At 65.6% G+C, this 19,774-nt stretch carries 18 protein-coding genes; 7 read left to right on the forward strand and 11 right to left on the reverse strand.

Going from position 1 to position 19,774, the window contains the following annotated elements:
* The gene (locus Q1A71_RS16365; protein ID WP_299678639.1) at positions 1 to 651 is read right to left on the reverse strand and encodes an SGNH/GDSL hydrolase family protein; all 651 of its coding nucleotides are present in this window, start codon (positions 649 to 651) and stop codon (positions 1 to 3) included.
* Positions 652 to 656: 5 nt separating this feature from the next.
* A complete protein-coding gene (gene ugpC, locus Q1A71_RS16370; RefSeq protein ID WP_299678642.1) occupies positions 657 to 1,706 on the reverse strand; it encodes a sn-glycerol-3-phosphate ABC transporter ATP-binding protein UgpC in 1,050 nt (349 codons plus the stop codon).
* 217 nt (positions 1,707 to 1,923) lie between these two features.
* On the opposite strand from ugpC, the gene Q1A71_RS16375 reads away from it, so the two are divergent.
* The 4 genes from Q1A71_RS16375 to Q1A71_RS16390 all read left to right on the forward strand — a co-directional run bounded on the left by Q1A71_RS16375 (position 1,924) and on the right by Q1A71_RS16390 (position 6,407).
* Positions 1,924 to 3,552: a substrate-binding domain-containing protein gene (locus tag Q1A71_RS16375; RefSeq protein ID WP_299678644.1), complete on the forward strand. Its 1,629-nt coding sequence runs from the start codon at positions 1,924 to 1,926 to the stop codon at positions 3,550 to 3,552.
* Between the two features lie 434 nt (positions 3,553 to 3,986).
* Positions 3,987 to 5,090 carry a sugar ABC transporter permease gene (locus Q1A71_RS16380; RefSeq protein WP_299678647.1) on the forward strand — a complete coding sequence of 368 codons (1,104 nt, stop codon included), beginning with the start codon at positions 3,987 to 3,989 and terminating at the stop codon, positions 5,088 to 5,090.
* On the forward strand, positions 5,087 to 6,001 hold the full coding sequence (locus tag Q1A71_RS16385; protein ID WP_299678650.1) for a carbohydrate ABC transporter permease: 915 nt from the start codon (positions 5,087 to 5,089) through the stop codon (positions 5,999 to 6,001). Before Q1A71_RS16380 ends, Q1A71_RS16385 begins: the two co-directional genes overlap by 4 nt.
* Positions 6,002 to 6,053: 52 nt before the next feature.
* Positions 6,054 to 6,407, forward strand: coding sequence for a DUF1428 domain-containing protein (locus Q1A71_RS16390; RefSeq protein WP_299678653.1), 354 nt, complete (start codon positions 6,054 to 6,056; stop codon positions 6,405 to 6,407).
* A 144-nt stretch (positions 6,408 to 6,551) separates the two neighbouring features.
* Here Q1A71_RS16390 and Q1A71_RS16395 read toward each other — a convergent pair whose 3' ends face one another.
* From Q1A71_RS16395 to Q1A71_RS16405, 3 genes are read right to left on the reverse strand one after another with little or no spacing between them, the layout of a single operon-like run.
* On the reverse strand, positions 6,552 to 8,039 hold the full coding sequence (locus Q1A71_RS16395) for an FGGY-family carbohydrate kinase (RefSeq protein ID WP_299678656.1): 1,488 nt from the start codon (positions 8,037 to 8,039) through the stop codon (positions 6,552 to 6,554).
* Positions 8,039 to 9,106, reverse strand: coding sequence for a M20/M25/M40 family metallo-hydrolase (locus Q1A71_RS16400; RefSeq protein WP_299678659.1), 1,068 nt, complete (start codon positions 9,104 to 9,106; stop codon positions 8,039 to 8,041). The genes Q1A71_RS16395 and Q1A71_RS16400 overlap by 1 nt, the downstream gene beginning before the upstream one ends.
* Positions 9,107 to 9,129: 23 nt before the next feature.
* A complete protein-coding gene (locus Q1A71_RS16405) occupies positions 9,130 to 9,930 on the reverse strand; it encodes a BtpA/SgcQ family protein (protein ID WP_299678662.1) in 801 nt (266 codons plus the stop codon).
* A 97-nt stretch (positions 9,931 to 10,027) separates the two neighbouring features.
* Between Q1A71_RS16405 and Q1A71_RS16410 the strand changes: the two genes are divergently transcribed.
* Positions 10,028 to 11,056, forward strand: a complete 1,029-nt coding sequence (locus Q1A71_RS16410) for an aldo/keto reductase (protein ID WP_299678666.1) — start codon at positions 10,028 to 10,030, stop codon at positions 11,054 to 11,056.
* Positions 11,057 to 11,105: 49 nt separating this feature from the next.
* Positions 11,106 to 11,945, forward strand: coding sequence for an amidohydrolase family protein (locus tag Q1A71_RS16415; protein WP_299678669.1), 840 nt, complete (start codon positions 11,106 to 11,108; stop codon positions 11,943 to 11,945).
* Here the strand turns inward: Q1A71_RS16415 and Q1A71_RS16420 are convergent.
* From Q1A71_RS16420 to Q1A71_RS16445, 6 genes are all read right to left on the reverse strand, one after another.
* The gene (locus Q1A71_RS16420; protein WP_299678672.1) at positions 11,930 to 12,769 is read right to left on the reverse strand and encodes a PfkB family carbohydrate kinase; all 840 of its coding nucleotides are present in this window, start codon (positions 12,767 to 12,769) and stop codon (positions 11,930 to 11,932) included. The two genes, Q1A71_RS16415 and Q1A71_RS16420, sit on opposite strands and share 16 nt — an antisense overlap.
* Positions 12,766 to 13,752: a TIM barrel protein gene (locus tag Q1A71_RS16425; RefSeq protein ID WP_299678675.1), complete on the reverse strand. Its 987-nt coding sequence runs from the start codon at positions 13,750 to 13,752 to the stop codon at positions 12,766 to 12,768. Before Q1A71_RS16425 ends, Q1A71_RS16420 begins: the two co-directional genes overlap by 4 nt.
* Before the next feature lie 228 nt (positions 13,753 to 13,980).
* Positions 13,981 to 15,594 carry an alkaline phosphatase family protein gene (locus tag Q1A71_RS16430; protein ID WP_299678678.1) on the reverse strand — a complete coding sequence of 538 codons (1,614 nt, stop codon included), beginning with the start codon at positions 15,592 to 15,594 and terminating at the stop codon, positions 13,981 to 13,983.
* A gap of 18 nt (positions 15,595 to 15,612) precedes the next feature.
* On the reverse strand, positions 15,613 to 16,677 hold the full coding sequence (locus Q1A71_RS16435; RefSeq protein ID WP_299678681.1) for a DUF1513 domain-containing protein: 1,065 nt from the start codon (positions 16,675 to 16,677) through the stop codon (positions 15,613 to 15,615).
* Positions 16,677 to 17,648, reverse strand: coding sequence for an imelysin family protein (locus Q1A71_RS16440; RefSeq protein WP_299678684.1), 972 nt, complete (start codon positions 17,646 to 17,648; stop codon positions 16,677 to 16,679). The genes Q1A71_RS16435 and Q1A71_RS16440 overlap by 1 nt, the downstream gene beginning before the upstream one ends.
* A gap of 1 nt (position 17,649) precedes the next feature.
* Complete coding sequence (locus tag Q1A71_RS16445) at positions 17,650 to 19,176, reverse strand: di-heme oxidoredictase family protein (RefSeq protein WP_299678687.1); 1,527 nt, start codon at positions 19,174 to 19,176, stop codon at positions 17,650 to 17,652.
* A 104-nt stretch (positions 19,177 to 19,280) separates the two neighbouring features.
* On the opposite strand from Q1A71_RS16445, the gene Q1A71_RS16450 reads away from it, so the two are divergent.
* Positions 19,281 to 19,718 (forward strand): hypothetical protein, encoded by a 438-nt coding sequence (locus Q1A71_RS16450; RefSeq protein WP_299678691.1) that lies wholly within the window; start codon positions 19,281 to 19,283, stop codon positions 19,716 to 19,718.
* Positions 19,719 to 19,774 lie beyond the last annotated feature (56 nt).

Here is a 19,774-nt window from a genome sequence, read left to right on the forward strand (position 1 = left end):
TCAGTCCTTGAAGATCTCTCGTACGGCCGTGGCCAACGCCGCACCGATGGCGGCATGAGCCGCTGAGGAGAGATGAACGCCGTCCACCGGATCAACCTCCGCCACGGCGCTCATATCCGCGAAATGTACGCCCTGCCGTTCTGCCACAGCGGCGATCAGGCGCGGCACCTCGACAGACTTGGCCTCCGCTCCCGCAAAGGTCTGCGCCAGCACGCCCGCTTCCCTGACACACGCCGGCGCCGCCAGCAGGACCTCGGGTGCAGCCGCGCCCGGCCCGCTGTCCGATGCCTGAATGTCGCACGCAAGCCGTCGCACCCCCAGGGCCACATCATACGCGGACTGCCCGAAGCGTGCCTTGAGGTCATTCGTCCCCAGCATGACGATCACCAGATCCAGGGGCCGATGCGTCTCCAGAAGCACCGGCAGCGCAGCCTGCCCGTTTTTGTGTGGCCCCTCGATGGGGTCCGCAAAAATCGCTGTGCGCCCGGGATGGCCTTCGGCGATGACCTCCCAGTCAGCTTCCAGATCCGCCGCCATCACAGTGGGCCAGCGCTCTGCCCGCGGATGGCGTCGCCGGTCACTTGCCGTGCGCATTGCGCAGGTGCCATGGGTGTTGCTGTCGCCGAAACAGAGGATGGTGCGGGCGGCCATGGCCGCTATCCAATCCGCCGCCCGGTGCCGGCATCGAAGCAATGCAGATGTGCCGGATCAGGCCGAAGGGAGATAGTCTGTCCCGGCGCAAACTCATGGCGTTCACGGAAGACTGCGGTGATGTCCTGGCCGCCAAAGGTGAGAAACACCATGGTCTCGGAGCCGGTCGGCTCCACCACCTTGACCTGCATGGGCAGACCCTCACCCTCCCCCACCAGCCGGAGATGCTCCGGACGTACACCAAGGCGCACAGGCCCCGAAGCGATACTGTCGGGGTACGGCAGCTCATGTCCGCCGAGATCGATGACCCCGGTCTTGAGCTGGCCGTCGATCAGGTTCATGGAAGGCGCACCGATGAAGGTGGCGACGAATTCGTTGGCGGGGTGATCGTAAAGCTCGAGCGGCGTGCCGACCTGTTCGATCCGGCCCGCCTGCATCACGACGATGCGGTCTGCCAGGGTCATCGCCTCGATCTGATCATGCGTGACAAAAACGGTTGTCGTCTTGAGCCTCTGGTGCAACTCCTTGATTTCCGTGCGCATTTGAATGCGCAGCTTGGCATCGAGGTTCGACAGCGGCTCGTCGAAGAGAAACACCTGCGGGTCGCGCACGATGGCGCGGCCCATGGCCACACGCTGCCGCTGCCCGCCGGAGAGATGCCGGGGCTTGCGATCCAGATATTCCGTCAGGCTCAAGATCTCCGCCGCCTCCTTGACGCGGCGCGCGATCTCACCCTTGTCCGTCTTCGCAACCTTCAGGGCAAAGCCCATATTCTCGGCCACGGACTTGTGCGGATAGAGCGCATAAGTCTGAAAGACCATGGCGATATCCCGCTGGGCGGGTGGCAGATTGTTCACCACCCGGCCCCCGATGGCGATGGTGCCGCCGTTGATCGGCTCCAGCCCCGCAATCATCCGCAGAAGTGTGGATTTGCCGCATCCGGAGGGGCCCACGAGAGCCACGAATTCGCCATCCTGGATATCGATATTGACCCCATGAATGACCTGCACAGCACCGTAGGATTTCGTGATGTCCTGAATTGTGACACCGGCCATGTCCTGCCTCCCCCGCCTTCGAATTTCGATGCTAGAGAAAGGGGTTTGCCTTGTCTACGCCCGGCACGAGGCATTTGTTGACTTGAGGTAAATCTCGACCATAGTGACATTTCGTGGGGGGATCATCTGGCACTGCGACCAAGAACGCGACACATCAAAACCGCGCGGCCATCTGCCCACCGACAAGACCTGTCACAGAAATCCAGGGAGGATGGATATGAAAGTAGAGCTCTACAACTACATCAGAGCGGCCCAGAAAATGAACCGGCGTCAGTTGCTGAAAGGCAGTGCCGCGCTGGGTGCCGTGGCGATGATGCCGAAGGGCGCGGCCCAAGCTGACGGGCACGGCAACGTGCGGGCGGAGATCCTCAAGATCCCCGGTGTGGGCGCAGGCTCGCCGACCGACAGCGACTGGCAAAAGGTGGGCGAGCTGTGCCTTGGCGCCACCAGGGAGAACGTGGCCGAGGGGGAGTTCGCAGGGGTCGAGCTCACCTTCATGGGGCTCAACAACCAGAACCTGCACAACTTCCTGTTTCGTGGCTTTCTGAAACCCTGGGAGGCTTACACCGGCGCCAAGATCAACTGGATCGACCTGGCCCAAGCCGACTACAACGCGCGCCTGCAGCAGTCGATTGCGACCGGCACGGTGGATTTCGACATCATCGAAATGGGTGCCCCGTTCGAGGGTGACGTGCTCGGCCGCGGCATGGCCTCCGAGATGCCCGACTGGGTCAAGGAGCAGATCGACATGGATGACTATGTCGACTACCTCAAGGATCCCGTGGGCACCTGGGACGGCAAGACCTATCGGGTCTCCATCGACGGTGATTGCCATTCGTTTGCGTATCGTAAGGATTACTTCGGCCCCGATGGCATCGGCGGCGCTGAGGTGCCGACCACCTGGCAGGAGATCAACGCGGTCAGTAAGGAATTGATTGGCAAGGAAGATCCGCTCACCGGCCTGCCCGCGCATGGCTATCTCGACCCCCTGAAAGGCTGGGGGGGTTTCGGCTTCTACTTCCTCGAAAACCGGGCGGCCGCTTACGCCAAGCATCCGAACAGCCCCGCATGGCTCTTCGATCCGGAGACCATGACGCCGATGGTCAACAACCCCGCGTGGGTGCAGGCGATCCAGGACGTGATGGACCTGATCGAAGCGGGCGCCTACCCCGCAGACCAGATCAACGCGGACCCGGGCACCACCGCGTTCCAGCAGTTCCTCGCCGGCACCGGCTCGATGCTGATGTGGTGGGGTGACGTGGGCTCCTCGGCGCGCACGTCCGACACCTCGGTGGTCGGCGACGTGGTGGGCTTTGGCATCAACCCGGCCTCCGACCGCGTCTACAATGCGCAAGCGGGCGCATGGGAAGAGACCCACAACGAGGCGCCCAACATGGCCTATATCGGCTGGGGCGTTTACGTGATGGCGACGGTCGAAGGCGATGAGACGAAGAAGAAGGCGGCCTGGTCTGCGGCGGCCCATCTGGGCGGCAAGGACCTGTCGCTCTGGGCCTCGGCCTACCCCTCGGGTTTCCAACCCTACCGCCAGTCGCATTTCCAGTTCGAGGAGTGGGAAGAGGCCGGCTACGACCGCGCCTTCATCGAGGACTATCTCGGCTCGAACGCGGACAGCTACAACCACCCCAATGCCGCCATCGAGCCGCGCATTCCGGGCATCTTCCAATACTACTCGGTCGCTGAGGACGAGCTCGCGAAGGGCTATGCGGGACAGTATGGGTCGGCCCAGGAAACGGCCGATGCCATCGCAGCCGCCTGGGAGAAGATCACCGACCAGATCGGACGCGAGAACCAGATCGCGCTCTACAAGGCGTCGCTGGGTCTCTGAGCGACCTCACCGGACAGACCGAAAAAGGCGCGGGACCCCTCGCGCCTTTTTCACGGTCGCGCCCTCTGCATGAAAGGTTAACGCCGCGCCCGCGCAACGGGGCAAGCGCCCGAAATGCCAAACCTCCTGGATCCCCCGCACATCCCTTGTTTTCCTGAAAATCCGACGTCGGTATCATGTCGGTATTACGTCGGTATTGCGTCGGTGTCCGTGTCGGCATCGGAACCGCTTTGCGCGGTTTCAGCGCCCATCGGCGCCGTTTCTGAAGACCTCGTAACCCGGGCGCGCGCAACGCTGACACAGAGCCACCGCCCGCAGCAGAGCGGACCCCCGGGGGGTGCAGGTCCGGTGGGGCTTGCGCCACCGCCTCGGGCGCCATCCCGCGCTGCCGAAAGGGGGTTAACAGCTTCCCCCGACAGCGCTAACGTCGCCCCATGAGCACTGAAGGCGACCTGCTGCACACCGTCACGGCGGATGATATCTCTGACACACGCAGGCGTCTGGGCCGGGTCATGGTCTGGGGCACCGCCGCGCTGGTGCTGGGGCTCGCCGGTCTGCAGTTCGCGCATGAGACCGGACGGACAGAGCTGGGGTTCGCCACCTGGCGGCCCGTGCTCTACGCCTATCTGCTCTGGGCCACCGCGCTCTGCTGGGCACAGGTTCTGGTGCGCGGGGAAAGCGGCAAACGCGCGCTTTTCGTGCTGCCCGCCGCCCTCTTCGTGATCAGCCTCGTGATCTTCCCGCTGCTCTTTGCGCTCTATATTTCCTTCACCGACTGGAACCTCGCCTCGCTCGACGGCGCGCGCCCCAATGGCTGGGACAACATGCGCCAGATGTGGGGCGATGCCTTCTACTGGAACGCGCTGAAGAACATGGTCTACTACGTGGCCGCCGTCAGCGTGGAATATGTGATCGCCTTTGGCCTCGCGCTTCTGCTCAACGCGCAGATCCGGGCGCGCAAGTTCTTTCGGGTGGTCTTCCTGTTGCCCTTGATGCTGAGCCCCGTGGCCGTCAGCTGGATGGTTGGCAAGTCGATGCTGGAGGTGCGCTTTGGCCCGGTCTCGCGCGTCGTGCGCGAGATGGGCTTCGAGCCCAGCTTCTTCGGCACGCCCGAGATGGCGCGTTTCATGATCATGGCGATGGATGCCTGGACCTTCATTCCCTTCATGATGATCATGCTGCTCGCCGGCCTGCAGGCCCTGCCGCGCGAGGTGATCGAGGCCAGCAAGGTCGATGGCGCCAGCGGCTGGCAGAGCTTCAAGGAGGTGATCTTCCCGCTGATGCTGCCCGTGTCGGTCACGGCCATTGTGATCCGGATCATCTTCAAGCTGAAGCTGGCGGATATCATCATCAACGTCACCTCGGGGGGGCCCGGAGGCGCCACGGACAGTGTGACAAGCTTCATTTTCCGCGAGTACCGTGACCGGTCGAATGTGGGCTATGGCACCCTGCTGGCGGTCATCTACCTCATTCTCATCATCCTCTTCGTGACGGCTTTCCTGAAGCTGGTGAGCCGCTGGATGGAGCGCCCGGCATGAGTGCGATTTTCAAGGATGACGCTGCGGACCGGACAGTGCAGGTCAAATGGTGGTCGAGCCGTGTGGCGATCTATGCGGCTCTCCTCCTCTGGGCCTTTGTCTGTCTTTTTCCGATCTACTGGACGCTGACGACCTCCTTCAAGCTGGCGCCGGATGTCATGCGCGGCAATATGATCCCCTTCGTGGACTACACCCCGAAGTGGAAGGGCTGGGAGAGCCTGGGGCTGTCGCCACGCCTCATCGGCGAGGTCTCGACGGTGCGCGAGGAGTTCCTGAAGCGGTTCTGGAACTCCGCCGTGGTGGCGCTCTCGGCGTCCACACTGGCCGTTGTGCTGGGCTCGCTGGCGGCTTACGGGCTGTCGCGCTTCAATTACCGCTTTGGCGTCATGAAGAATTCCGACATCTCGTTTTTCTTCCTCAGCCAGATGATCCTGCCGCCGGTGGTGCTCGCGCTGCCGTTTCTGGTGCTCTACCGCTCGCTCGACCTGCTCGACAGCCGCATCGGGCTGATCCTGCTCTACACGCTGATGGTGCTGCCCATCGTGATCTGGATCATGCGCGATCAGTTTCAGGGCATTCCCGTCGAATTGGAAGAGGCCGCCCTCGTCGACGGCCTGGGCATCTGGGGTGCGTTCCTGCAGATCGTATTGCCCATCGCGCTGCCGGGCATGGTGGCGGCCTTCATCCTCAGCCTGGTGCTCTGCTGGAACGAGTACTTCTTTGCCGCCCTGCTGAGTTCCACCAATGCCACGACGCTGCCCGTGATGGTGGCGAGCCAGACCGGATCGCAGGGGATCAACTGGTGGTCGATGGCAGCGCTGTCCTCTGCGGCAATCCTGCCTTTGATCGTGGTGGCGATCTTCCTGGAAAAATACATCATCAAGGGTATGGCGGCAGGCGCAGTGAAGTGAGGGGACTCAGCCGTGGTTGTGATATGTCTGGCGCAGCAAGGGAGGGTGGATCATGTCCTATGTGGATGGCTTCGTGGCCGCTGTGCCAACTGACAAGAAGCAGGCATTTCTGGAGCACGCGCGGATCTCGGGCGAGGTGTTCAAGCGGCACGGCGCGCTGAAGACCGTGGAAAACTGGGGAGATGACGTGCCCGCCGGAGAGGTCACCTCCTTTCCCATGGCGGTGCAGTGTGGCGCGGACGAGACCGTGGTGTTCTCCTGGGTGGTCTGGCCGTCGAAAGACGCGCGCGATGCAGGCTGGGCGAAGATCATGGAAGACCCGGAGATGGCCCCGGATGTGAACCCGATGCCATTTGACGGCAAACGCCTGATCTTCGGCGGCTTCGAGACCGTCCTGGACGTCTAGAGCGAAACCTCTGTGCGGGGGGTGGCGCCGCTGCCGGGCGGGCCGCGCCTTGGCGCGGCCCGCCCGGCAGCGGCGCTCCGGTCCGGTTGCGCGCCGGCCCCTTTCGGGGCCGGCGCGCAACCGGACCTCTCTCTGCACCTTCCGTCAGGGGAGTTCGACCGCGATGTCCCTGGTTTGTTGATAAAGACGGCGAAAGAGCGCGTAACCCTTTTCATAGACCGGATCAGGCGTCGCCGCGACCGTCTCTGCAGCGGGGTTCCACGCGGCGATGTCGGCGCGGCGCACCGCCCCGATGGCCAGCGCGGCCAAGAAAGCATCTCCATAACTTGCGCCGGTGGTCTTGTCACAGACTTCCTGGTCGATCCCGGTGATATCGGACGTCGCCTGCAGCCAGAGCCGGTTGTTCGTGCCGCCACCCACAGCACGCAGCCGCGCCGGTCTTTGGCCAAGATCGGCGAAGGTCTCCATCACATGGCGCGTGCCATAGGCAATGCCCTCGATCAGCGCGCGGTACATGTCGCCGCGGGTCTGCGTGAGGTTCAGCCCGAAGAACGCCCCTTTGGCATGCACATCATGAAGTGGCGTGCGCTCGCCCGAAAAATAGGGCAGCAGGAGCAGCCCATTGGCGCCTGGAGGTGACGCGGCTGCTTCCGTTGCCAGTTGTCGGAATGCCTCCGCCGGGTCCAGATCGCGCGCGAGCTGATCGCGGAACCAACGGGTCAGCGTGCCGGAGGTCGCCAGCCCCGCCATGGAGCCGTGCTCGCCCTCGAAGAGCCAGGGCGCGTACCAGATCCGCCGATCCGCCACACGTTCAGCGGCGCGCAGGATGATGAAGATGGTCGAGCCGTACATCATCATCATGTCTCCCGGGCGATCCACGCCGACGGAGAGTGCTTCAGCCGCCGCGTCGATGGTTCCGGCGGTCACCGGCGTTCCGGGCGCCAGCCCGGTCGCCGCGGCCGCCCGCCCGGTGATCTCGCCGGCAATCTCGTTCGACCACATGAGCCGCGGCAGCCTCTCCAGCGGCAGGATGTCCTCCGCCAGATCGTCCACCCACCCTTGGGTCTGCACATCATAGAGCGGTGCGAAGTTCGCAGCTGTGTAGTGGTCGATCACCACTTCGCCGGTGAGGCGCTGCACGAGGAAGCTCGTGGAGGTGAGCACATGAGCGGTCTGCGCGTAAAGTTCCGGCCGCTGGCGTTTGAGCCAGAGGATCTTCGGGCCCACGGATTGTGAGGTCAGCGCATTGCCGCAGCGCGCGATCAACACGTCCTCGCCGATGCGGTCGGTGAGGTCGCGCACCTCGGCCTCGGCGCGGCCATCGACGCCGTAGAGCACACCGTTCATCAGGGGCGCGCCCATCACATCGACGGGCAGCATGCAGGGGCCGATGGCGCTGCAGCCCACCGCCTTGATGGCGCGCGGATCGACGCCACTCTCACGCAGCAGCGTCTGGCAGACAAAGACAAAATCGCCCCACCAGTCCTCTTCGGGGCGATGTTCGGCCCAGCCGGGCCGGGGCACCAGCATCTGGTGCCCGCGGGCGGCCTGGGCGACCACGGCCCCCGCATGGTCGACCAGAATGCCCTTGGTCTCATAGGTGCCGATGTCGATGCCGAGCGTATACGCCATCAGGGGAGTAGATCGCGCTCGAGGGAGAACGCAGGCGTGATGCGCGCCAGCATCTCTTGCAGAAGCGCGGAGAGCTGTGCGAGATCGGTGAGATCACAAAGCTCGCGGGCGGAGTGCGAATAGCGCATGGGGAATCCCAGATCGAGGCTCGCGACGCCCTGCCCCACCAGTTGCACATAGCTGAGATCGGTCAGCACGCCGGTCTGGGCGGAGCGTTGCAGCGGCAAGTTTGCCACTTTTGCGCTCTCTTCCGCGAGGCGCACCAGCGCGGGGTGCGGGATCACCCCGTTCAGCGTGCCGCGCCCATGGAAGCTGTAGAGGCTGATGCCCGGCCCCTGCCCCAGCGCCATCTCGCCGCGCGCGGCCATATCCGGCGTATCGGTGGCGAGCATCAGGTCGATCTGCAGTGCGATCTCGGGCTGCAGCTGCTGGGCCAGGGGCTGGGCACCGCGCAGGTTGAACTCCTCCTGCACCGTGAAGCAAAGATGCACGGGCGGCCCGCCTGTGCGCGCCGCAAGCGCCGCTGCCACGTCGAGCAGCACGGCGCAGCCTGCGCGGTCATCGACGCTGGTGCCCATCACGCGGGTCTCGCCCAGCTCCACCGCGCGCGGGGCATAAACCACAGGCGTGCCGATGCGGACACCCGCCGCCTCCGCCGCCGCCTGGGAGGCAAGACCTGCATCCACGAAGACCTCGGCGTAGCGCAGCACACGGTACTTTTCGTCCGGCATCGTCGCGTGGTGGCTCTTGTTGGCGATCACGCCCGGCAGATCGCGGCCGTCGCCGAGACAGATCAGCACCTCCTGCGCGGCCAGGGCCCGCTCCGGCACGCCACCGAGGCGTTCGAGGCGGATCAGCCCATCCGCTTCGATCTTGCGCACCACAAAGCCGAGCTGATCCATATGGGTGAAGAGCATGACGGACGGCCCCTCCCCCTCGAAGCTGACCCAGAGATTGCCGAGCACATCGGTCTCAGCAGCGCATCCCATGGCGTCAAGGCGGGCGGCGATCGCGCGCCGGACGCGATCCTCATGGCCCGAGAGTCCGGGCAGACGCATCAGCGTCATGAGGTCCTGCCTGATCCGGTCGGTCACGCCCGGGCCGCCCTGACGCGGGCCATGAAATCGGCGGCGCGGTCGGGGTCGACCGCCTTCCAGGTGTCGCCGTCCACTTTCAGGGACGAGCCGACGATGCACCCGTCGGCCACGCGCAGCACATCCGCAACGGTCTCGTGCTTGACGCCCGTGTTGGCCAAAACTGGTGTCTCGGGCAGCACCGCCTTGACCGCTTCGAGATCGCTCATCGCGGCGGCCTCGCCGGTGATCTGGCCCGAGACCAGCACCGCATCGGGGATCGAGGAGAAGACGGCGGAGCGCGCCCGGTCGGGCAAGGGCCGCGCGTCGAGCGAATGCGCGAACTCCGCCGAGACGTTGTAGAGCATCGCCATATCCGACCGCCCGAGCCGGTCGCGGTAGCGCATGGCCTTGCCCGCATCGGGCGCCCAGACCCCCATGTCGGAGGCATAGGTCCCGGTGAAGATTTCCCGCACAAAGCGCGCACCCGTGGCGGCTCCCACGGCAACGGAGGCCATCGGATCCCACAGCATGTTCACGCCGAAGGGGATGGTGATGTCGCCTCTCAGCTGCCCGATGACATAGGCCATCATTGCCGTGGACGCGGTATCGACGGTAAACTCGTAGGGCCGGTCATTTTCATTGCCGAACATCACCGCATCGAAGTCGGCCGCCTGCAGGGCCTGAAGATCGGCACGAGCCGCCGCGACCAGATCGACCCCGGGGTCGTGGAGCGGGCTGCCCGGCAAAGCGCCCAGATGCACCATGCCGATGACCGGTTTGTCCGACCCGAAGATCGCGTTGAATCGCTCGCTCATGCCCCTCTCCCCTTTGTCATCGGAGCTTAGGTTTTGCGACCTGTTCACGCAAAGGGAAACTCGCTAATGATAGCGCCAACGGACCGGGGAGGCTGGCATGGCGCTGAAGACAAGACATTGGGACCGCATCGGAAACGGCGGGGTCACCTTCACCGAATTGGGCTTCGGCACGGCGCCGCTGGGCAATCTTTACCGCGCCATTTCGGATGAGGAGGCGCGCGCCACGCTGGATGCCGCCTGGGACGGCGGCGTGCGCTATTTCGACACCGCGCCGCTCTATGGCATGGGGCTGTCGGAGACGCGGCTGAACCCGTTTCTGCGCGGCAAGCCGCGCGAGGACTATGTGCTCTCGACCAAGGTGGGGCGGCTCATGCAGCACTGCGCGCCCGAGTATCGTTCGGGGGAGGGCAAGTGGTTCGAAGTGCCCTGCCGCCGTGAGCAGTACGATTACACCTATGACGGGATCATGCGCTCGGTCGAGCATTCGTTTTCGCGGCTGGGGGTCGACCGGATCGACATTCTTTACGTGCATGATCTGTGCATTTTCAGCCATGGCTCGAAAGAGATCTCGGACATGCGCATCGAGGAGTTCTTTGGCGGGCGCGGCTATGACGCCATGGTTTCGCTGCGCGATCAGGGGATGGTGCAGGCCATCGGCGGTGGGATCAACGAATGGGAGGTCTGCCAGACGCTGGCGGAGCGGGGCGACTTCGACCTCTTCCTGCTGGCCGGGCGCTATACGCTGCTTGAGCAGGAGGCGCTCAACAGCTTCCTGCCGCTGTGCGAGCGCCGCGGGATCGGAATTGTCACGGGTGGGCCCTACAACTCCGGCATTCTGGCCACAGGCGCCAAGCCGGGGGCCTATTACAACTATGATGTAGCGCCGCAGGAGATCCTCGACCGGGTGAGCGCCATTGAGGCGGTCTGTCGCGATCACGGCGTACGGTTGGTGGATGCGGCCTTCCAGTTCCCGCTGTTGCATCCGGCGCATGTGGCGGTGATCCCCGGTGGGCAGGGCGTGTCGGAGATGGCGGGCAATCTGCAGGCGGCGCAGGCGGAAATCCCCGCGACGCTCTGGGATGACTTGAAGGCCAGGGGGTTGATGCGCGAGGATGCGCCGACATAGTTTGCGCCGCTGCGGTGCGGCGACCATCTGACAACAGGGGAGCCAGAGCATGAAAATCGACGCGCATCAGCATTACTGGCAGGTGGAACGCGGCGACTATGACTGGATGCCCGATCTCGCCACGCTCAACCGGGGCTATGGGCCCGCAGATCTGGAACCGGCGCTGGCGCGGCATGGCATTGCGGGCACGGTGCTGGTGCAGGCAGCCGCGACCGTGGCGGAGACGGAGTACCTGTTGGGTCTGGCCGAGGCGACGCCCAGCGTGAAGGCGGTGGTCGGGTGGATCGATTTCGAGGACCCCGGGCAGCTGGACGTTCTGAAACGCCTGGCGCGGCATCCGAAGTTCGTGGGCGTGCGCCCGATGATCCAGGACATCCCGGATGTGGGCTGGATGCTGCGGGAGGAGGTTCAGTGGGCCTATCGGGCGCTGATGGATCTGGACCTGACCTTTGACGCGCTGGGGTTTCCGCGGCATCTGGAGAATTTTCACGTGCTGTTGACCCGCTATCCGGAGATGCGGGTGGTGATCGATCACCTAATGAAGCCGCAGATCCATGAGCAGATGGCGGGCAAGGACGCCTTCACCGACTGGGCCGCGGGCATGACCCGACTGGCGGAGGAGACCGGTGCCTTCTGCAAGTTCTCGGCCATGATCACCGAAGCGCGGGACGGCTGGACGCCCGAAGATCTGCGGCCCTTCTCCGACCACATCCTGCAGGCTTTCGGGGCACGGCGGGTGATGTGGGGCTCGGACTGGCCAGTGGTGCGGGTCTTTGCGGAATACGGCGATTGGCTCGACGTGGCGCAGGGGCTGACGGATGGGTTGAGCGAGGCTGAGCGCGCGGAGGTCTTCGGCGGAACGGCGCGGCGCTTCTATCGGCTGGAGTGATCTTGCAGGAAGGCTGTGACGGCCGCGCGGCTGAGCTGGGCGCGCGCCTCTGGCGCCATGCTGACATGCAGCGCGGCGGCGGCCTGCGCAAAGGGGATGGCATCGGCGATCCGGACACCACGGGTCACGTCTGCAGCGAGGGCGCCGACGAAGACATCTCCGGCGCCGTGGGTTGAAATCACGTCGACTGCGTAGCCCGGTGCCAACACATCCTCGAACACCACGCCGTCGGCGCCGCGGGTCTCCAGCTTTGGGACGGCAAGATCGCTGTATGCCGCCGCCTCGACCCGGTTCACGATCAGCAGATCAAGCGCATCGGTCAGAGCGGGGGGCAGCGGGCGCGCGGGTCCGGCGTTCAGCCAGACCCGCGCGCCCGCTGCCTTGGCGCTCCGTGCCACCGTCAGGTTCACCTCTTCCGGTATTTCGTTTTGAAGAAGCACAAGCGCGGTGCCCTCCGGGACGTGGATGCGCGCAGCGTCGATGTTGAGGTTCGCGGCGGAGACGATCACCGCGCCATATTCACCCTGCGCATCGACGATGGCGGCACTCATACCCGACGGGCCGGGATCGTCTTGAAGCTGGCGGGTCTCCACGCCGCTCTCCGTCAGGGTGGCGCGCAGAGCTGCGCCAAACCCATCCGCGCCCGTCCGCCCGGCGAACTCAACCTTGGCCCCAAGACGTGCTGCGGCGACCGCCTGATTGCCACCCTTGCCACCGAAGACGTAGTCCACCGCGGAGCCCGTCACCGTTTCGTCCAGGCCCGGCAGATGCGGCGCCCGCAGCACGACGTCGAGATGCAGCGCACCGACGACCAGCAGGCTCACGCGGCCAGAGCCCGGTGCACGATGCGCATGGCCGCGGGGGCGTCCTGTGCTGCAATGGCGGCCTGAAGCGCGGCATCGTCCACCAGCCCGGCAGCAACGGCACGCAGGCGCTCGGCCACCGCGATATTGGTGCGGGCTTCGGCCACCGGGTCGAGCCCCGAGTGATCGGGGAAGGTATCGAAGTAGATCGCCCCGTCGTAGCCAGCGCGCTGCAGTTCCACCAGAAGCTCAATGGTTTGAATGGGATGCACGGCTCCCACCATCAACCCGTTGTCCCATTTACCGTACCCGTCATTGAGGTGCACGCCCAGGATCCGGGAGTGCCGTGCCACAAGGGCCGCCGCAAAGGCGGGCATCTCATCGGCATAAAGCACATGGGCAAAGTCGAGCGTGACGCCGGTATTGGCCCGCCCCAGATCTTTCAGCGCGAGCAGGGTCGTCGCCGCATCGGGCATCAGCGCAAAGGCGCGGGGTTCGTTGGGTTTATACTCCACTGCGATATCGATGTCGGGATCGTGGTCGGCGACCTCCGCCATCGCCTCCAGAGTGTGATCCCAGGCCGCGGCGTAATCCATCTGGAAAGAGTAGTCGAACCCGTCCTGCCCCATCCAGAGCGTCATCAGGCGCCCGCCCATCTCACCCAGTGCGTCGAGCCCGCGTTTGGTCTCGTTGATCGCCGCGCGGCGGATTGCGGCATCGGGATGGGTAAAGGCGCCGAGCTTGTAGCCGGGGTCGGTGTAGTACCGCATGGCCAGACCGTTCAGCGCCATGCCGGTCTCTGCCAGGGCGCGGCTCAGATCCGCGGGCGTGTCCTGCACGAAGTGATCGGGATAATTCAGATCCGCCGCGGTCAGCCCGGCGGTGGCGGCCCGCGAAAGCAGATCCGCCGTCGTCACCGTGTTCTTCCCGGGCCAATAATCTGCCGCTCCGATCTTGAAGGCATTGAGACGGGCGGCGTAGTGGGGAGGGTTTGGGGCGGTCATGCGGGCAAACCTAACCGCAAGGTCCGAGCGGTGGCAAACCGGTTTTCGCTCCGCGCCAGCCCGTGGCGCGAGGGGCGCATTCCGTACAATCGGGTGGCAGCGGGGCGCGGCCCGCGTCTGGCGGCGGGGGTTGCCCCCGCCGCCAGACGCGGGCCCACCCGGATCCACCCAACCGGGCACCGGGTGGGCAGCCGCTGTCCGCACACTGGCGGCACCGGCGGTGTGGGATCAATTCCCGCTGTGCCCGGCCTCCCTTGCCTCCCTCACATCGGTCTGATCCCAGAAGCCGATGAACACACCCTGATCGACCTCACGCCCCTGCCCGGCCTCGATCTCGGCATCGGATATCGTCGTCCGGTTGTGATGCCGCAGCGCCCAGCGGTGCAGGAGGGCCGCAAGGCGCTGGCGCTCGGTCTCGCAGGCGGGATCGGCTCCCAGATCATGAAACTCCGACGGGTCGGTTTCGAGGTCGAAGAGCATCGGGCGAAACCCCTCGCAATGGATGTACTTCCAGCGTCCGTCGAAGACCATCACGAGGCGGCAGTCGGGGATAGGCTGGCCGAGCATGCGCTGCGCGCGGCGCCCGGAGTAGTCGTATTCGCTGATCACCGCGCCGCGCCAGAGCGGTGCCTCGCCACGGATCAGCGGCAGCAGCGAATGCCCTTCCAGGATATGCGGGCATGGCGCGCCCCCGGCCCAGTCCACAAAGGTGGGCGCAAGATCAATGGCCTCGACCAGATGCGGCAGCACCTCTCCGCGCGTGGCGTCGGCCTCCGACGAAGGATCCACCACAATCAGCGGCACCTTGACGGAGGGGTCGTGGAACAGCTCCTTTTCCCCCAGCCAATGATCGCCCAGATAATCGCCGTGATCGGAGGTGAAGACGATGAGCGTGTCCGCACTGCGGCCCGTCTCGTCGAGCCAGCCGATCAACCGCCCGATCTGGTCATCGAGCTGCGCGATCAGCCCCATGTAGGCGGGGATCACGCGGGCGCGGACCTCCTCCCGCGCAAACACTCTGGAAAAGCGGTGCTCGAAATAGGCGGCGAGCAGCGGGTGCGGATCCTCGCGCTCCGCCTCCGAACGCTCCACTGGACGCACGTGCTCGGGCCCGTAGAGCGCGTGGTAAGGTGCAGGCACGATGTAGGGCCAATGCGGCTTGATATAGCTGAGGTGCAGGCACCAGGGCTGGTTGCCCGCCGCGTCGATGAACTCCATGGCACGGGTGGTGGTATAGGGCGTTTCGCTGTCCGCTTCGGCCACGCGCGCGGGCCTGTCGGCATGCTGCATCAGCCAGCCGGAGAGGATCTCGTCGTCGTCGCCTTCCGCCGAATTGGCCCATTGCTCCCAGGGGTTGGGCCCGCCGTAGCCCAGGCCTGCGAGGTGATCATTGTAGTGCGAGGGCGGTTTGCCCCCGGTTGGATGCACCCCGTCGAGCCGGTCCCAGACTTCGAAGCCGCATTCGGCGATGCGCGCGCCGATGCCCGAGGCCGGGTCGATCCCCAGCCGCTGCATGCCGTCGAGATCGGGCGCCATATGGGTCTTGCCGCAGAGCGCCGTACGCAGGCCCAGCGGCGCCAGATGATCGCCCAGCGTCATCTCTCCCACGCGCAGGGGCGTCTGGTTCCAGGTGGCGCCGTGGCTGCGCACATACCGTCCCGTATAGGTGCTCATCCGGCTCGGACCGCAAATGGGCGACTGTACATAGGCATTGTCGAACCGCACGCCCCGCGCCGCCAGGGCGTCGATATGCGGTGTTTTCAGGTGCGGGTGGCCGGTGCAGCCGAGATAGTCGAACCGCAGTTGGTCGCACATGATGAAGAGGATGTTTTTCGCGGTCACAGGCCACACGCCTGCAGGTCAGATTGCGACCAGATGATTGTCGAAGGCCAGATCATGCTGGCCAATCCGTGTAAGCCGCTCTCCCACATGGTGCACCCCTCCCAGCCCGTCGGTGGCAAGGCCCGCGCCCCCGCTGGCCGCAACCCCGCAGATGTCAGCTTGCGGGCTTTGGCTGAGAAAGCCAAGGGTCGGATCAAACACCTGCACCACCCCGCCGCGCGGCGAGGTCACGGCGATGCGCCCGTCGGGCAGGCCCGCAACCGAGCCCACGTAGGCATTCAGGCGCCGCGTGGCCTGTGGCGGGCTGTCGAGCAAGTGCAGGGCGCCGTCCCGGTAGAGACCGACCAGCGCGGGGCTGTCAAACGGGTCGCCCTCCCACTGGAACCCGCAGGCAACGCTGCCATCGGCGCGGCCCGCGATGTGGCGCAGGGAGCTGTGATGCAGCGCCTCGGGCAGCGCCGCCTGAGCCATGATCTCCCCCTCCTCCCGCATCAGGGTCAAGTTGGGGCGCATGGTGCCGAGGTTCAGCTTCTCGCGCCCGGTCTCGGGCCGGGTGAGCAGGCCACCGTTGGCCACCGCGAGCGTGGCTTGCCCCGGCAGACGCAGCATCTCATGCGGACCGATGCCCCCCGACGACATGTCGCCGACCCGGGCATAGCCGTCCTCGCGCGCCCAGATGCCGATACGACCTTGCCCACTCGCGATGTGATTCTCCGTGGTGAACAGCCGCAGCCCATCGGCGGAGAACGCTCCATGGCCGTAGAAATGGTGCCCCGCAGGCGCCGACAAGTGTTGCAGAACCCGGCCGGACACACAGTCGATCACCAGCGCATATGTTCCCGGACGCCGGGCAAAGGCGACGGCCTCGGGTCTGGCGGGATGGGCCACCGCAGCGTGGCCCCGGCCCGGCAAGGGCTGGGTGAAAGCCAGTTCGCCGCCGGGCCGCACCCCCACCAGAACATAGGTCCCGTCCGGTCGCATCGCCGCCGTCAGATGGCTCGGGCCGCCCGCATCGGCCCAGCTGAGCTCGGCGGTCATACCGCTCGCGAGCAGCCCGGCCAGAAAGGCGCGCCGGTTGGGCATCAGTCGCCGTCCAGCGCATTGAACCCGGCGCGCACGCCGAGGGCCGCGCCGATCTCTTCCGCCACGGCCCGCTGAATCGCCGCGACCCCCTGCTGCAGCACTTCGATGCGGAACCGGGCAGCCGGGTCCGCCACGCCCTGCAAGGCCGGATCATCCAGCGCCCCGGCCCGCGCCAGCGTGTCGGCAAAGGCCATTTGGGACTTCGGAATATCCTCGCCCGCCAGAGCGATCGCAAGCGCCTGCAGCGCCTGCAGGCTGAGGGTGATGTTGCGCAGACTGCGCTCGGACCGGCGCGCCTCGGCGCGCTTGGGCCGGGGGCGGTCGAATGTGCCCAGAGGCCGTCCAAGCCGCTGATCATGCAGGAATTCCAGCCCTGTCGAGAGCGCCGTGTAGAGCACCCGCTGCGCTTCGGCCTGCGACTTATAGGTGTCATTTTCAGGGCCCGGGTCGGTCAGCAGATCTGCGTGGCTTTCGCGCCAGGCCGTCTCGAGACGCGTGGCGTTCCGGGCCAGGTGCCCCGCGACCGCCTGCGTCAGCGCACAGGTGTAGGCGGTCTCTTCCCGCTCGGTATAGAGCAGGCTCTCCAGAGCCATCAGACCCTGGGCGGCGACCGACACCTCTGCGAATTGCGCGGGGTCGTGCACTGCCGGATCCTCTGCCGCAATCAGCCGCGCCAGCGCCTTTTCGGTCTGGTTTTTCGGGTCCGGCCAGAAGGCAATTGCAAGCGACAGGCCTTCGGCTTCGATGGGCCCGAACTGGATATGGTTGACGCCCATCCAGGCATCGAACGCCGCGTGATAGCCCGCCCGCATCTCTGTCTGGTCACAGGCCTCCGTCGCGGCGGCCAGATCCTGCGTGGCCGCCGCGAAACGCGCATGGGCCGGCAGGATGTGATCCGTCACCACGGTGCTGACGCCCGCCGCCAGTGTTGTCGGGATCGCAACGAGGGCGGCCCATAGAAGATGTTTCATATCACAGGCTTTCGAGGAACCGGACAAGCGCGTCCCGGTCGGGCTTGGGCATCTTCACGACGCGATCGCGCGCGGCGTCGGCCTCGCCGCCATGCCAGAGGATCGCCTCCATCAGCGAGCGCGCCCGCCCGTCGTGCAGGAAATAGCTGTGCCCCGAGACCTGCTGCGTCAGCCCGATGCCCCAGAGCGGCGCGGTGCGCCATTCGCGGCCGGTGGCGCGGGCTTCGGGGCGGTTGTCAGCCAACCCCTCGCCCATGTCGTGCAGCAGCATATCGGTGTAGGGCCAAATGAGCTGGAAGCTCTGCTCCGGCTGGCCACCGAGCCGATGCGTCACGAATTTCGGGGTGTGGCAGGAGGTGCAGCCGGTCTCGTAGAACATCTGCTTGCCGCGCAGGACCTGCGGGTCGTCATAGTCGCGGCGGGCGGGCACGGCGAGGTTCGATGAATAGAAGCTGACCAGTTCCAGCCCAAGCTGCCCGATCTCGGCGTCGTCGTGATCGGCCGTGTTGCCATCGGGCGCGGCCCGACAGTTGGCCTGCGTTTTGGTACAATCGCCGTACCCTGTGGGGTGCAGCGGCGTGGAAATGCCGATGTCGCCGTGGAAGGCCGCTGCGGATTGCTCCCAGACGCTGGGCTTGCCCGCCTTCACGCCGAAGCGGCCCAGCATCGGCTGGTCATGGACATCGGACCAGACGATGTTCGGACGGCCCGAGATGCCATCGCCATCGGTATCGTCGGGGTCGGCCCGGGCGAGAATATCCGCTGCAGGAATGGCATCGAGCAGGCCCAGCCCGATCATCTGCGGGGCCACGCGCGCGCTGGTCATCGTCTCAGGGTGCAGCGGGCCATAGCCAAGGTTGTCCAGCGCCAGCGCCGGCTTGCGCAGGCGCACGACCTCGCCGCCCGCGAGCTCTACCTCATGCTCCTCATAGGTGATCGCGATGCGCGCCTCCGCCGGGTGACCGGCGATGCCGAAGTCCTGAATTTGCCCGCCATAGGTGGGCTCGGGCGCCGTGGCGATATAGTCTTCGATGACCTCTGACAGCGCGCTGTCATCGGCGGGGATGGAGACGCGCACGAGCATGGAGACCGCCGAATCATCGGGGCTTTCGGGGGGGTGTCCGCGCCCGTCCTTGAGGTGGCAGCGCTGGCAGGACCGTGCGTTATAGAGCGGGCCGAGACCGTCCGAGGCCAGCGTGGAGGACGGCGCGGAGACCCAGAGCTTCTTGAAGAGCCCGTTGCCCACTTTGAACTCCAGCTCGCGCTCGAAGCTGATGTTGGCGGAGGGCTGGCTGAAGGCATCCCCCGTAGGCCGGACCCGCACGGTGGCAGCGCCCGCAGAATTCGCCTCGAACCGCTCGGGCTGGGAAAAATCGGTCGTCGGCGCGGTGATCTTCGCGATGCGGGCGGCCTCGTCTTCGGTGCGGGGGATCACGGGCAAGTGGAGATCGGAGAGCTCTGCCGCCGCCCCCGTGGCCAGACCAGCGGCCAGAACGGGGCCAAAAAACTTATAAAGCGTGCGCACCATGGTGTGACTCCAATTGCACGGGAGGACTAATTCCGATAAATATACTCGGGAATTCAGCGCGTCGAGTCTTGAGGCGCCCGGGAGCAGGAAAAGTGATTGGACAGATGATCTCAGCCAGACAGGCCCCCCATGTCCCTGCCCCCCGGCACGATGCCGCGACCCTGAGCGCCTTCAGTTCCGAGGCAGCGGGCGTGTTGAACGAGTTGCGGCGGGTCGCGCTCAAATGCCGTTCGGCGGCGCGCACCGATCTCTTCGAGGCCTGCGCAGTGCTGTCGCAAACGCCGAATGTGGCACGGGACGCCTTTGCGGAGGTGTTGATGAAGAGCCTCGCGCAGGCACTTGGCACGGCACCGGTGCTGCACAGCCCGGGCGTGGCGGAGGTCTCCTTTGATGAGGCCTGGCTGCTGCGGACGATCACGGCGGCACAGGCGGAGGATCGGGGCAGCTTTCTGTTCCTGATGCGGTCGCGCGTGCCCCATGCGGCGCGGCGCAATCTGGGCTTTCTGATCCTGTCGCTGTCCGAGCGTTTTACTCGGACTTAGAATTGTTCTAATTTTCTGTTGGACTTTTTGCCGGTGGCGTTAAATAAGACGTATCG

This window comes from uncultured Roseobacter sp. (assembly GCF_947493125.1).
Taxonomy (GTDB): Bacteria; Pseudomonadota; Alphaproteobacteria; order Rhodobacterales; family Rhodobacteraceae; genus Roseobacter.

Coding starts and splice junctions, on each gene's coding strand:
- Q1A71_RS16385 (WP_299678650.1), top strand. CDS start 5,087: ATGAGTGCGATTTTCAAGGATGACGCTGCGGACCGGACAGTGCAGGTC.
- Q1A71_RS16375 (WP_299678644.1), top strand. CDS start 1,924: ATGAAAGTAGAGCTCTACAACTACATCAGAGCGGCCCAGAAAATGAAC.
- Q1A71_RS16380 (WP_299678647.1), top strand. CDS start 3,987: ATGAGCACTGAAGGCGACCTGCTGCACACCGTCACGGCGGATGATATC.
- Q1A71_RS16435 (WP_299678681.1), bottom strand. CDS start 16,677: ATGCCCAACCGGCGCGCCTTTCTGGCCGGGCTGCTCGCGAGCGGTATG.
- Q1A71_RS16400 (WP_299678659.1), bottom strand. CDS start 9,106: ATGACGCTGATGCGTCTGCCCGGACTCTCGGGCCATGAGGATCGCGTC.
- Q1A71_RS16365 (WP_299678639.1), bottom strand. CDS start 651: ATGGCCGCCCGCACCATCCTCTGTTTCGGCGACAGCAACACCCATGGC.
- Q1A71_RS16395 (WP_299678656.1), bottom strand. CDS start 8,039: ATGGCGTATACGCTCGGCATCGACATCGGCACCTATGAGACCAAGGGC.
- Q1A71_RS16415 (WP_299678669.1), top strand. CDS start 11,106: ATGAAAATCGACGCGCATCAGCATTACTGGCAGGTGGAACGCGGCGAC.
- Q1A71_RS16390 (WP_299678653.1), top strand. CDS start 6,054: ATGTCCTATGTGGATGGCTTCGTGGCCGCTGTGCCAACTGACAAGAAG.
- Q1A71_RS16425 (WP_299678675.1), bottom strand. CDS start 13,752: ATGACCGCCCCAAACCCTCCCCACTACGCCGCCCGTCTCAATGCCTTC.
- Q1A71_RS16445 (WP_299678687.1), bottom strand. CDS start 19,176: ATGGTGCGCACGCTTTATAAGTTTTTTGGCCCCGTTCTGGCCGCTGGT.
- Q1A71_RS16450 (WP_299678691.1), top strand. CDS start 19,281: ATGATCTCAGCCAGACAGGCCCCCCATGTCCCTGCCCCCCGGCACGAT.
- Q1A71_RS16440 (WP_299678684.1), bottom strand. CDS start 17,648: ATGAAACATCTTCTATGGGCCGCCCTCGTTGCGATCCCGACAACACTG.
- Q1A71_RS16405 (WP_299678662.1), bottom strand. CDS start 9,930: ATGAGCGAGCGATTCAACGCGATCTTCGGGTCGGACAAACCGGTCATC.
- ugpC (WP_299678642.1), bottom strand. CDS start 1,706: ATGGCCGGTGTCACAATTCAGGACATCACGAAATCCTACGGTGCTGTG.
- Q1A71_RS16410 (WP_299678666.1), top strand. CDS start 10,028: ATGGCGCTGAAGACAAGACATTGGGACCGCATCGGAAACGGCGGGGTC.